This is a genomic window from Thioclava sp. UBA3469 (assembly GCF_002378135.1).
GTDB classification, from domain to species: domain Bacteria; phylum Pseudomonadota; class Alphaproteobacteria; order Rhodobacterales; family Rhodobacteraceae; genus Thioclava; species Thioclava sediminum.
In genome coordinates, this window is the sequence record NZ_DFRG01000012.1 from 17,999 (window position 1) to 29,899 (window position 11,901).

General features: G+C 66.1%; 11 protein-coding genes. 6 read left to right on the plus strand and 5 right to left on the minus strand.

Going from position 1 to position 11,901, the window contains the following annotated elements; translation table 11 throughout:
• Window positions 1-4 precede the first annotated feature (4 nt).
• Complete coding sequence (locus B3D39_RS00980; protein WP_274962449.1) at window positions 5-943, plus strand: sugar kinase; 939 nt, start codon at window positions 5-7, stop codon at window positions 941-943.
• Entirely contained in the window at window positions 933-1,664 is a 732-nt protein-coding gene (locus B3D39_RS00985) for a hypothetical protein (protein ID WP_274962450.1), read from the plus strand. Before B3D39_RS00980 ends, B3D39_RS00985 begins: the two co-directional genes overlap by 11 nt.
• 111 nt (window positions 1,665-1,775) lie before the next feature.
• Here the strand turns inward: B3D39_RS00985 and tkt are convergent, their stop codons facing one another.
• Window positions 1,776-3,782 (minus strand): transketolase, encoded by a 2,007-nt coding sequence (gene tkt, locus B3D39_RS00990; protein ID WP_274962451.1) that lies wholly within the window; start codon window positions 3,780-3,782, stop codon window positions 1,776-1,778.
• A gap of 134 nt (window positions 3,783-3,916) precedes the next feature.
• On the opposite strand from tkt, the gene B3D39_RS00995 reads away from it, so the two are divergent.
• The 4 genes from B3D39_RS00995 (at window position 3,917) to fba (ending at window position 7,228) form a co-directional block, all read left to right on the plus strand.
• Complete coding sequence (locus tag B3D39_RS00995; protein WP_078571277.1) at window positions 3,917-4,702, plus strand: triose-phosphate isomerase; 786 nt, start codon at window positions 3,917-3,919, stop codon at window positions 4,700-4,702.
• Window positions 4,699-5,163, plus strand: a complete 465-nt coding sequence (locus B3D39_RS01000) for an RpiB/LacA/LacB family sugar-phosphate isomerase (protein ID WP_075777653.1) — start codon at window positions 4,699-4,701, stop codon at window positions 5,161-5,163. The genes B3D39_RS00995 and B3D39_RS01000 overlap by 4 nt, the downstream gene beginning before the upstream one ends.
• A gap of 61 nt (window positions 5,164-5,224) precedes the next feature.
• Window positions 5,225-6,193: a class 1 fructose-bisphosphatase gene (locus tag B3D39_RS01005; protein ID WP_274962452.1), complete on the plus strand. Its 969-nt coding sequence runs from the start codon at window positions 5,225-5,227 to the stop codon at window positions 6,191-6,193.
• A gap of 3 nt (window positions 6,194-6,196) precedes the next feature.
• Window positions 6,197-7,228 carry a class II fructose-bisphosphate aldolase gene (fba, locus tag B3D39_RS01010; protein ID WP_078521238.1) on the plus strand — a complete coding sequence of 344 codons (1,032 nt, stop codon included), beginning with the start codon at window positions 6,197-6,199 and terminating at the stop codon, window positions 7,226-7,228.
• A gap of 162 nt (window positions 7,229-7,390) precedes the next feature.
• Here the strand turns inward: fba and B3D39_RS01015 are convergent, their stop codons facing one another.
• The 4 genes from B3D39_RS01015 to B3D39_RS01030 form a co-directional block, all read right to left on the minus strand.
• A complete protein-coding gene (locus tag B3D39_RS01015; protein ID WP_078571281.1) occupies window positions 7,391-8,341 on the minus strand; it encodes a D-ribose ABC transporter substrate-binding protein in 951 nt (316 codons plus the stop codon).
• 92 nt (window positions 8,342-8,433) lie between these two features.
• A complete protein-coding gene (locus tag B3D39_RS01020; RefSeq protein ID WP_274962453.1) occupies window positions 8,434-9,468 on the minus strand; it encodes an ABC transporter permease in 1,035 nt (344 codons plus the stop codon).
• 11 nt (window positions 9,469-9,479) lie between these two features.
• Window positions 9,480-11,030: a sugar ABC transporter ATP-binding protein gene (locus B3D39_RS01025; protein WP_274962454.1), complete on the minus strand. Its 1,551-nt coding sequence runs from the start codon at window positions 11,028-11,030 to the stop codon at window positions 9,480-9,482.
• A complete protein-coding gene (locus B3D39_RS01030; protein WP_286789295.1) occupies window positions 11,027-11,647 on the minus strand; it encodes a DUF2291 family protein in 621 nt (206 codons plus the stop codon). Before B3D39_RS01030 ends, B3D39_RS01025 begins: the two co-directional genes overlap by 4 nt.
• Window positions 11,648-11,901 lie beyond the last annotated feature (254 nt).

Consider the following 11,901-nt stretch of genomic DNA (forward strand, 5'->3'; position numbering starts at 1 on the left):
TCACATGCTGGACTTTCTCTGCATCGGCGAGCCTCTCGCCGAATTCACCAACGATCCCGCAACGCCCGATCTGTTCCATCGTCGCCTCGGCGGCGACACGCTCAACGCGGCGATCTATCTCGCGCGGCTGCGGCCTGATCTGCGGGTCGGCTATCTCTCGCGGCTGGGCGAAGACGGGATGAGCCGCTGGATGCGCGACACGATTGCGCGCGAAGGCGTCGAGATCGAGGGGATCGGGGCCGAGGCCAATGGCAGCCCGGGGCTGAGCTTCATCGCCACCGATGCCACGGGCGAGCGCAGCTTCACCTATTGGCGCGATCAGGCGCCGGCGCGCCGGATGTTCGGCGCCGACGGGACTGAGGTCGCGGCGCTCGGTCAGGCGCGCGTTCTGCTGTTCTCCGGTATCACTCTGGCGATCCTTCCCGAGGAGGCGCGCGCGCGGCTGCTGGCGGAGCTCGATGCGCTGCGCCAGCGGGGCGTCACGGTCGCCTATGACACGAATTACCGCCCGCGGCTCTGGCGCGACCGGGCCGAGGCGGCGGAGTGGACGGAGCGCGCCTTGGCGGTGACGAGCCTCGCGCTGCCCTCGCTCGACGATCTCGCGGCCCTTTGGGACGAGGCCGATCCCGAGGCGGTCATGGCGCGCTGCGAGACACATGCGCCGGGGATGATCGTGCTGACGACCGGCGGCGGTACCGTGTTGGCGCGCGACGCATCGGGTGCGGCGCTGCGCGTTGCGCTGCCCGAGCCCGTTGCGGCCGTCGACACCACCGCCGCAGGCGACAGTTTCGACGCCGCGCTTCTCTCGGCCCTGCAACGCGGCAAGCCGCTGGCGGCGGCAATTCTCAATGGCGCACGGCTCGCGAGCTGCGTCGTCCGGTATCCCGGCGCGATTATCCCGCGCGAAGCTATGAAAGAAGAGGTTGCACATCATGCAGCGTGACCAAATCGCAAGCGCATCAGAAGCTCTGGCCGCCGCGAATGACGGCGAGACGCTCGACGCGCTGAACCCGCTCCCGGAAAGCCCGGCGGAGGCCTATGCGGTGCAGGCCGAAAGCCTGCGCCATCTCGGTCCGGTGGGCGGCTGGAAACACGCGCTGCTGGGTGGGCGCGACCTGTCCTGCGCACCGGTTCTGGACCGAGCGATCCACCCGACGGGGGCGACACTTGACGTCGCGCCCCATGCCCGGCTCGAGCTGGAGATCGCGGTGCGACTGCGCGCCGATATTTCGCCCAAGGCCAAGCCCGCCGAGATTCTGGATGCGATCGGCAGCGTTCATGTCGCCTTCGAGGTGCTGCAATCGCGCTTCACCGCGCTCGAAAAGCAGCCGCCGCTGGCGCAGATGGCGGACCGATTCTCGAACCAGGCGATCGTTCTGGGCGACGAGGTCCCTGATTGGCAGAGCCGCGATCTGACGCGTCTGCCGCTTGTGATCGGCGCGCCTTCCGATCCGCCCACGATGGCCGCGGGCATGTCGCTCTCCGAGATCGTGTGCTTCCTCAGCTTCCTTGCCGAGCGGGCCGCCGTCATCGGGCCGGGGCTGCGGGCGGAGCATTGCATCGTCACCGGTGCGCGCATCGGTCCGCAACCTTTGCCCGCGGGCGCGGAGGTACGTGGCGGGCTAGAGGGCTGTCAGGTTTCGATGACGACGCGCGCGCTCTGAACACTCAAGCACGCGGTGGTTGGTCGGCGGAAAAAAAGTCGGTCGCCGGGGATCGAGCGCAGCTTCGACGGCTGAAAGAGCGCGGGCCTGTCGCTCTGGCCCGCGCTATCTTTAGCCCGCGATCAGCGCCTTGGCGCGCGCAACGATCGCATCTTTGGTGATGCCGAACTCGGCATAGAGCCGCTCCGCCGGAGCCGAGGCGCCGAAGCCCGGCATGCCGATCACATCCGCTTCGCGCGCGACGTAGCGGGTCCAGCCGAAGGCCGACGCGGCCTCGACCGCGATCCTCGGCGCGGTGCCGAGAACTTCGGTCCGGTACTCCTCGGGCTGCGCGTCGAACAACTCCCAGCATGGCATCGAGACCACGGCGATATTGACGCCGTCCGCATGCAGCGCCTCTGCGGCCTCCACGGCCAGCGCCACCTCGGTCCCTGTCGCGAGAAGTGTTACGTCGCGGCCCTCCCCGAAGGAGCGGATCACATAGGCGCCGCGCGCGGTCAGGTTCCCATCCCCCGCGCCGCGCAGTTGCGGTACACCTTGCCGCGACAGCGCCAGCAAAGACGGCGTGCCCGTCGACCGGATCGCGATATCCCACGCCTCCAGCGTCTCCACCGCATCCGCGGGCCGGAACACGTTGAGGTTGGGGATCGCGCGCAGCGAGGCCAGATGTTCGACCGGCTGGTGCGTGGGGCCGTCCTCGCCGAGCCCGATCGAGTCGTGGGTCATCACATAGGTGACGCCCAGCCCCATCAGGGCCGACAGGCGGATCGCGTTGCGTGCGTAGTCCGAGAACACGAGGAACGTGCCGCCATAGGGCTTGAGGCCGCCATGCAGCGCGAGACCGTTCATCGCCGCCGCCATGCCGAACTCGCGCACACCGTAGCCGATATAGCGACCCGGTTTGGCGGCGGTGTACGACGAGTCGACGGCGGCGACGCGCGTCAGGTTGGAGCCGGTGAGATCGGCGCTGCCGCCGATCATCGCGGGCACCGCCTTGGCTAGATGCTCCAGCGCGATCTGCGAGGCTTTCCGGGTTGCGACGGATTGCGGGGTTTCGAACAGCTCGGCGCGGGCATCCTCGACGGCGGCGGCGTAGCCTTCCGGCAGCTTACCCTCGACGCGGGCGGTGAATTCCGCGGCCTTGCCAGAGGCGGCGAGGGCGTCCTCCCATTCCGCGCGGGCCTGCGTGCCGCGGGCCCCGATCGCGGCCCAGGCTGCAGCGAGGTTCTCGGGGATATCGAACGGCGCAGCCTCCCAACCGAGCGCCTGCTTGGCCAGCGCGCCTTCTTCCTCTCCCAGCGGGGCGCCATGCGCCTTCGCCGTGCCTGCCCGATTGGGCGAGCCGAAGCCGATCACCGTCTTCATCGCGATCAAGCTGGGCCGCGCGGTCTCGGCCTTCGCGGCCGCCATCGCCTCGTCGAGCGCCTTGGCGTCATGGCCGTCGCAGCGGATCACATGCCAGCCGCAGGCCGCAAGCCGCGCCGGAACATCCTCCGAGAAGGACACGGAGGTCGGCCCGTCGATGGTGATGTCATTGTCGTCGTAAAGAAGGTTCAGTTTGCCCAGTCCGAGATGCCCCGCAAGCGAGATCGCCTCTTGTCCGATCCCTTCCTGCAGGCACCCGTCGCCCAGCATCACCCATGTGCGGTGATCGACAAGGCCGGGGAACTCGGTGGCCAGCGCGCGCTCGGCCAGTGCCATGCCGACGGCGGTTGCCAAGCCCTGTCCCAGCGGGCCGGTCGTCGTCTCGACGCCCTTCGCATGGCCCCATTCTGGATGGCCGGCCGTGATCGACCCCCACTGCCGGAAATTGCGAATCTGGTCGCGCGTCATGTCTTCGTAGCCGGTCAGATGCAGCAACCCGTAAAGCAGCATCGACGCATGGCCGTTGGACAGCACGAAGCGGTCCCGGTCGGGCCAGTCGGGGGCCGAGGCGTCGAATTTCAGATGGTTGCGAAACAGCACGGTGGCCGCGTCGGCCATGCCCATCGGCGCACCGGGATGGCCGGAATTGGCGGCATTCACCGCGTCGATAGCCAACGCCCGCAGGCAATTGGCGAGGGCAAAGTTTTCAGGGTCGATAGCGGCTTTGGCCGCAACTTGAGCGTGATCGAGCATGGGATCCTCCTATGCCGCGAACGCTAGCAGTGGTCACAGGTTCTAACAATTAAAAATCACAAAGTAACAAAAATAATGTTGAAACTAACGTGACGCATGTTATTTAACCTCAACACGACGGAGGAGCGTTCGACATGCCCGAGGTTTGGATCGGCACCAGCTGGAAGATGAACAAAACCCTGTCCGAGGCGATGGCCTGGGCGGATGGCCTCGCGGCTGCGACCCTGTCGCCGCGTATCCAGAGCTTTGTCATTCCGCCCTTCACCGCGACGCGGCAGGTCAAGGCCGCGCTGGCTGACACGCCCGCGCTGGTCGGTGCGCAAAACATGCATTGGGCCGATGCCGGCGCCTGGACGGGCGAAGTGTCCGCGCCGATGCTGGTTGATTGCGGTCTCGACATTGTGGAGCTCGGCCATTCCGAACGCCGCGCCCATTTCGGCGAGACCGACGAGACGGTCGGCCTCAAGACGGAGGCTGCGGTGCGCCACGGGCTGATCCCGCTCATCTGCATCGGCGAGACGCTCGAAGATCGCGAAGAGGGGCGGGCCGCTGAAGTGCTGGCCACGCAGGTGCGCGGTGCGCTCTCGAAGCTGTCGGAGGACCAGAAACAGGCCGAGATCTGGCTCGCCTACGAGCCGGTCTGGGCCATCGGTGAAAACGGTATTCCCGCCACGGCCGATTACGCCGATGCCCGCCAGGCCGAGATCATCGCTGTGGCGCAAGAGGTGACGGGCCGCCGCGTGCCCTGCCTCTATGGCGGCTCGGTCAATCCTGACAACTGCGCAGAGCTGATCGCCTGCCCGCATATCGACGGGCTGTTCATCGGTCGCTCTGCTTGGAACGTGGCCGGATATCTCGACATTCTCGCGCGCTGCAATGCCGCGCTGGACGCACAAGTCAAAACGGAGGAACTGTCATGAAAATCGCAGTGGCCGGCGACAGCGCCGGCGAACCGCTCGCCAAGATCCTGGCCGAATATCTCAGCCAGAACCCCGACTACGAGGTGACTGAAGCCTCGCGCACCGAGGCCGGGCCGGACGATTTCTACGCCAATCTCGCGGATCGCGTCGCATCGGGCGTCAAGGACGGAACCTACGACCGTGCGATCCTGTGCTGTGGCACCGGGATCGGGGTCTGCCTCTCGGCCAACAAGGTGCCGGGCATCCGCGCCGCGCAAACCCACGACACCTATTCGGCGGGCAAAGCGGCGACCTCGAACAACGCGCATATCATCACGATGGGCGCGCGGGTCGTGGGCGCGGAGCTCGCGAAAGACATCGCCGATGCCTTCCTGTCCTCGTCCTTCGACCCCGAGGGGAAATCGGCGGGCAACGTTCAGGCCATTGACGCGGTCGACGCCAAGTATCACACGACGGCCTGAGCGAACTCCCGAGGGTCGGGCGGTTCGCCGCCCGGTCCCAACTCACTGACGGAATTCCCACATGCTGACCTTGCCGAACGACCGTCCCTCGCAGGCGGCGTACCTGCGTGACTGCCTGCCTGCTGGCGGGCTTGGAGAGATTATCGCCGCGCTGGCGGATGCCTTGCCCCCGATCGAGCAGCGGCTCGCGGCGGGTCGGTTGCCCGGCGATCCCGCCGCGTCCTGCGGTCAGAACGAAAGCGGCGATGTGCAGAAGGCGCTCGATGTCGGCGCGCATGACCACATCCTTGCGGCGCTCGCGGGGCTGGGCGTGCGGCACATGCTGTCGGAAGAGGCCGAAGAGGTCGAGCTGCTCGACCCGGAGGGCCAATTCGATCTCGCGATTGATCCGATCGACGGGTCGGGCTCCATCGGTATCGGCGCGCCGTTGGGGATGCTGTTTGCGATCTACCCGACCGGTCCCTCCGATTTCCGGCGTCCGGGCTCGGAGGCGATCGCAGCTGGCTACGCCTCCTTCGGGCATTCGCTGGATTTCGGCTTCACGGCCGGGCAGGGGGTGCAGATCGCCACCTATGACGGTGAGGACTTCCGCATGACGGCGCAGGACGTCCGACTGTCGCCCAAGGCCTCGACCATCGCTTACAACGCCTCGAACGAGCGTCACTGGAGCCCGGGTCTGCAACGCTGGGCCGCCGAGTTGCGCGCCGGTGCGGAAGGTCCGCGCGGGCGCGATTTCAACATGCGCTGGCTGGCGGCGGCGGTCGGTGAACTGCACCGTATCCTGCTGAAAGGTGGCGCGTTCCTCTATCCGGCGGACCGGCGCGAAGGCTATCGCGAAGGGCGCTTGCGGCTGGCCTATGAGGCGGTGCCGATCGCCTGCCTGATCGAAGCGGCAGGCGGGCGCGCCACCGATGGCACCACGCGCATTCTCGACCTCGTGCCGGACGCGCCGCACCAGAACGTGCCGCTCGTGTTTGGCGCATCGGAAGAGGTCGACATCATCAAGAGCTACCTTTCAGAGGAGACCTGACCTATGGCCCGCATCACCCTGCGCCAGTTGCTCGATCACGCGGCGGAGAACGGCTATGCCGTGCCCGCCTTCAACATCTCGAACATGGAGATGGGCCTGGCGATCATGACCGCCGCGCGCGAGGCCGATGCGCCGGTGATCCTTGCCGCCTCGCGGGGCGCGCGCGCCTATGCGGGGGACCGCCTGCTGGCGCGGCTGATCGATGGGCTGGTCGAGACCTTCCCCGAAGTGCCGGTCTGCATGCATCTCGATCACGGTAGCGATCTGGCTACCTGCGCCACCGCGATCCAGCATGGCTTCACCTCGGTGATGATGGACGGCTCGCTGCTGGCCGATGGCAAGACACCCGCCGATTACGCCTATAACCGCGATATCACCGCGCGCGTGGTCGAGATGGCGCATGCCTGCGGTGTCTCGGTCGAAGGCGAACTGGGGGTGCTCGGCTCGCTCGAGACCGGCATGGGCGATCAGGAAGACGGCCACGGTGCGACCGAGAAGCTCTCGGAAGAGCAGTTGCTGACCGACCCCGAAGAAGCCGAACGCTTCGTGCGCGAAACCGGCGTCGATGCGTTGGCTGTGGCGATGGGCACCAGCCACGGCGCCTACAAGTTCACCCGCCAGCCCGATGGCGACATTCTCGCGATGAATGTCATCGAAGAGATCAACCGCCGCCTGCCCAATACCCATCTGGTCATGCATGGCTCGTCCTCCGTCCCCGAGGATCTGCGGCAGATGATCAACAGCTATGGCGGCGATATGCGCCCGACTTGGGGCGTGCCGGTCGAGGAAATCCAGCGCGGCATCCGCTCGGGCGTGCGCAAGGTGAATATCGACACCGACAACCGCATGGCGATGACGGCAGGCGTGCGCAAAGTCCTGTCCGAGACGCCCGGCGAATTCGATCCGCGGAAATATCTGACCGAGGGCAAGGCGCTGATGCAGCAGCTTTGCAAGGCGCGGTTCGAAGCGTTTGGCACCGCCGGTCACGCCTCACGGATCACGCCCCTGCCGCTCGAAGCGATGGCGGCGCGCTGAGCGCGTCACCCTTTGCAGAACACAGAAAAAGGGCGCCCGCGCGGGCGCCCTTTCTTCGTTGCGAGGTCGCGTTCTACGTGACGCCCCCGAAATCCCCACGCGCCTGTCAAAACGAAAAAGGGGGCCGCGCGGCCCCCTTTCCCAGTGTCCCGTTGCGCCGGATCAGGAGGATTGATCCAGGGTGAACGGGCCGGTGTAGGCGTCGACATTGCTCGAGTCGATCAGCATGCAGTCGAAGAGTTGCTTCTCTTCCGAGACTTCCAGCTCGCCGGTCTGGATGAAGTGATCGGCCTGACGCACGGCCTGCTCGGCGAAGATCGCGACCGGCTGCAGGACCGTGTAGGTCATCTCGCCTGCCTTGACCGCGTCGACCGCATCGGGCGAGCCGTCGAAGCCGCCGACGACCATGCCGTCGAGCTTGCCCGCTTCCTTGAGCGCGGCGATCGCACCGAGCGCCATTTCGTCGTTGCCCGAGATCACGCCGGTGATGTCCGGGTTGGCCTGCAGCATCGACTGCATTTTGGAATAGCCCTGCGTACGGTCCCAGTTGGCGACTTCCTGCGCCTTCTTGTCGAGGTCGGGATACTGGCTCAGCACCGTCTCGAAGCCGTTCGAACGGGTCTGCGCGTTGTTGTCCGACGGGGCGCCGAACAGTTCGACATAGGAGCCTTTTTCGCCCATCGCCTCGACCCATTTCATCGCGCCGAGTGCCGCGCCTTGCGCGTTGTTCGACACCAGCTGTGCCTTGGCCAGACCCGACTGGTTGATCTCGGCGTTGACGATGAAGACCGGGATACCGGCTTCGACCGCTTTCTTCACGGCGCCGACCGAACCGTCTGCGTTCGCCGGGTCGAGGATGATCGCCTTGGCCTTGTTGGTGATCGCGGTGTCGACGAGGTTGCTCTCGGTGTTGGTGTCACCCTTGTGAGCGGAGACGTTGGCGTCATAGCCAAGCTCTTCGGCGGTGGCCTTGGCGACCTCGCCCTCGGTGTACCAGTAGGGGTTCGAGGGATCGTTGACGATGATCGAGATCAGACCGTCAGCCATCGCGGCCTGTGCCATCAACGGCATCATTGCGACGGTCGCGAGAATGGTGCGCCTGGTGAATTTCATGTTGGGTTTCCTCCCGTTGGGTTGTTGTAGATGCCGGATAGGTCCGGCGGGTATTCGGGCGCGGAACCTCCCTGTCCCGCGTCCTCGAAGTCTCAGCGCCGCGCGCGGCCGTATTGCAGGCTGTTGAGCAGCACGGCGAGCACGATCACGGCGCCCGTAAAGACGGTCTGCCAGTATGCAGAGACGCCGATGATGACGAGCCCGTCGCTCAGGAAGCCGATGACGAAAGCGCCCAGCATCGTGCCGCGCACGTTGCCGCGCCCGCCGGTCAGGGCGGCCCCGCCGATCACGACGGCCGCGATGGCGGTCAGTTCGTAGGTGGTGCCTGCGGTGGGGCCTGCCGAGGTCAGCTGCGACGACAGCACGAGGCCCGCGATGGCGGCACAGATGCCCGACAGCACGTAGACCGAGATTTTCACGCTGCGGGTCGGCACGCCGGAGAGTTCCGCTGCGCGCTCGTTGCCGCCCGAGGCGTAGAGCCAGCGGCCGAAGGCGGTGCGTGCCAGCACGAGGCCGACCGTCAGCGCGACCAGCGCCAGCACGATCACTCCGATCGGCACACCCGCGATGCGGTTGAACCCGAGCCAGTCGAAGCCGGTATTGCCCAGAGCTTCGGCGCCGCCAAGGTTGTTGTAGGTCAGACCGTTGGTCATCAGCAGCGCGACACCGCGCGCCACATAGAGCATCCCCAGTGTGGCCACGAAGGCGGGCACGTTGAAGAACGCGATCAGCACGCCATTGATCAGCCCCACGAAGGCGCCCAGACAAATCGTCAGCACCACCACGGCCCAGACCGGCGGGTAGAGCACGACACCGGCGGCCGGTATCTCGACCCCCTGCATGAGGTAGCCCGCGACGACCCCGGCGAGGCCCAGCGTCGAGCCCACGGACAGGTCGATGCCGCCGTTCAGGATCACCAGCAGCATACCGATCGCCAGCAGGCCGAAGATCGCGACATGCGACGACATGATCAAGAAGTTGCCGATGCTGAAATAGACCGGCGACAGGATCGAGAAGACGGCGATGATCGCGACGAGGGCGAAGAATGCGCGGCCCTCCAGAAGGATCTTGCCGATGTTCAGGCCCATGCTGCCCGATGCGGGCTTGGAATTCGTAACGTCCGCCATGTTGGCCTCCCTTAGTGGTGCACGGCTTCGCCAGAGGCGGCCATGATCTGTTCTTTGGTTGCGGTGTGATCGAACTCGGCCGCGATCCGGCCCCTGTTCATCACGATGATCCGGTGGGCGATGCTCAGGCATTCGCCGACTTCCGAGGTCGAATAGAGTACGGCCAACCCGCGCTCCTGTGCGGTGCGCGCGAGCAGTTTGAAGACCTCGGCCTTCGCGCCGATGTCGATGCCGCGCGACGGTTCGTCGAGCAGAATCACCTCGGGCCGGGTGGCGAGCATCTTGCCGATGACCACCTTTTGCTGGTTGCCGCCCGAGAGCGAGCCGATCATCGCGCCGCCGCCATCGGTTTTCACGGTCACTTCGCGGATCGAGTCGTCGATCACCTTGCGCTCGTCCTTGCGGCTGGTGAACAGGCCGCGCGTGAAGGCACCGATTGAGGACAGCGACAGGTTCTGACCCACGGTCATCGTCTGCACCAGCCCGTCGCGCTGCCGATCCTCTGGGACGAGCACCAGCCCGGCCTCGATGCGCTCGGCGATCGACATATGCGAGATGTCGCGCCCGTGCAGCTTCACCGCGCCGCTTTTCGCGCGCAGACGCCCGGCGGCGCATTCCATCATTTCGGTGCGCCCGGCGCCCATCAGCCCGTAGATGCAGACGATCTCGCCCGCGCGCACGCTCAGGCTCATGTGATCGACCACCAGCCCGTGACCCGACGGGTCGGGAACGCAGAGGTCTTCGACGATCAGCGAGGGCTCGCCCATCTTGCTGTCGGGAGGCGTGCCGAGGTCGAACCCTTCGCCGACCATGTTGCGCACGATCCATTCGAGGTCGATCTCGTTGCGTGGCGCGTAGGCGGTCATTTCGCCATCGCGCAGCACCACCGCGTGATCGGTCACTTCCAGCGCCTCTTCGAGGTGGTGCGAGATATAGACGATGCTGACGCCCTTCGCGGTGAGGTCGTTGATCACCTTGAACAGCACTTCGACTTCCGAGGCCGACAGCGCCGAGGTGGGCTCGTCCATGATCAGGATGCGGCTTTTGGCCTGCAGGGCGCGCGCGATCTCGACGATCTGCTGCTGCCCGAGACGCAGTTCCTCCACCGGGGTGAGCGGATCGATCTCTTCTTCCAGCTCCTCCATCAGGGCGCGGGTAACCCGCTCTTCCTCGGCGAAATCGACGCCGCGGCGGGTGCGGATTTCGCGCCCCATGAAGATGTTGTCGCGCACGTTCAGGTTCGGCGCGAGCGCGAGTTCCTGGTGGATGATCGAGATGCCCTGCGCCAGCGCGTCATTCGCGCCGTTGAAGGTGACCGGTTCGCCGTCGAGCAGAATCTGCCCCGAGGTCGGCGTCACGATTCCCGCGAGGATCTTCATCAGCGTCGATTTGCCCGCGCCGTTCTCGCCGAACAGCGTCGTCACCTGACCGCGATGGATGTCGAAATTCACGCCCTTGAGGGCTTTCACCGCACCGTAATGCTTGGCGACGTGGCGGGCCGACATGACGACGTCGCCGGTCCCTCGCGGGGCGTCGGGACGAATGCTTTGCTGCACGGTCATTGGACTTTCACCTCGACCGGGGTGATCAGCCACATTTTCGGATTGATCAGCTTGAAGGCGCCGGTGACGGTCACCGTCTTGCCGGTCAGGTTGGCGGTATCGATCCCGTCGAGCACCTCGGCCTTCATCGCGCGGTTAATGCCCGCGCCGGCGTCCTGGTATTCGATCTGGTTCTTGAAGGCGCCGAAGGAGATGTCGCCGGGCGCGTCGCGCAGGTCGGTGCCGTTGATCGCGGGGCCGGTCTGGACGCGGATGCGCACGTTGTCGAGCCCGTCGACATTGATATCGTAAATGCCCGATTTGCCTTCGCCGACCGTTCCGGTCACGCGCACGGGCAGCACAGGCATCGCGCCACCGGTGCCGTATTTCTTGGCGGCTGCGGATTTGTCCTCGGCCAGCGCGGCGGCGAGCGTCTTGGCGTCGACGGCGCGCTTGCTCACATCGTCGCGGATGCGGGGGAATTCCTTGGTGCCGTAGGCATCGGGGGAGAACCCGTCGACGCGGGTGTCCTGCTCGGAGCCGATGGTGACGACGGTGGTGTCGAGCCCGATCGCGACGAGGGTGCACAGCGCCACGGCGCCGACAATGACGCCCCGCCGGCCGATACGCGGTTTCATGGAAATATCGGTGGCATTCATGGCCTGTCGCTCCTCCCCTCGGGCCCCGGCGGGGCCTGTTGATCCTGTCTCGGGAGATGCTGCACCCGGCGCCAAACGACACCGGCTCGCTCGATCCCGGCGCGCTTGAGACCAGCACCTGTCGCACGCCGCGCGGGCGGCGTCGTCAGGGTGCGTGTCGCGGCTGAGACCTCGCGCGGCCTATCCAAAGTGCAGACCGCCATCCTCCCGTTTCGCAAGACGAATCGTGCCGA

Bases quoted from the DNA above. Each gene is read 5' to 3' on its own strand.
- B3D39_RS00980 (WP_274962449.1), top strand. From the start codon at position 5: ATGCTGGACTTTCTCTGCATCGGCGAGCCTCTCGCCGAATTCACCAAC.
- B3D39_RS00985 (WP_274962450.1), top strand. From the start codon at position 933: ATGCAGCGTGACCAAATCGCAAGCGCATCAGAAGCTCTGGCCGCCGCG.
- tkt (WP_274962451.1), bottom strand. From the start codon at position 3,782: ATGCTCGATCACGCTCAAGTTGCGGCCAAAGCCGCTATCGACCCTGAA.
- B3D39_RS00995 (WP_078571277.1), top strand. From the start codon at position 3,917: ATGCCCGAGGTTTGGATCGGCACCAGCTGGAAGATGAACAAAACCCTG.
- B3D39_RS01000 (WP_075777653.1), top strand. From the start codon at position 4,699: ATGAAAATCGCAGTGGCCGGCGACAGCGCCGGCGAACCGCTCGCCAAG.
- B3D39_RS01005 (WP_274962452.1), top strand. From the start codon at position 5,225: ATGCTGACCTTGCCGAACGACCGTCCCTCGCAGGCGGCGTACCTGCGT.
- fba (WP_078521238.1), top strand. From the start codon at position 6,197: ATGGCCCGCATCACCCTGCGCCAGTTGCTCGATCACGCGGCGGAGAAC.
- B3D39_RS01015 (WP_078571281.1), bottom strand. From the start codon at position 8,341: ATGAAATTCACCAGGCGCACCATTCTCGCGACCGTCGCAATGATGCCG.
- B3D39_RS01020 (WP_274962453.1), bottom strand. From the start codon at position 9,468: ATGGCGGACGTTACGAATTCCAAGCCCGCATCGGGCAGCATGGGCCTG.
- B3D39_RS01025 (WP_274962454.1), bottom strand. From the start codon at position 11,030: ATGACCGTGCAGCAAAGCATTCGTCCCGACGCCCCGCGAGGGACCGGC.
- B3D39_RS01030 (WP_286789295.1), bottom strand. From the start codon at position 11,647: ATGAAACCGCGTATCGGCCGGCGGGGCGTCATTGTCGGCGCCGTGGCG.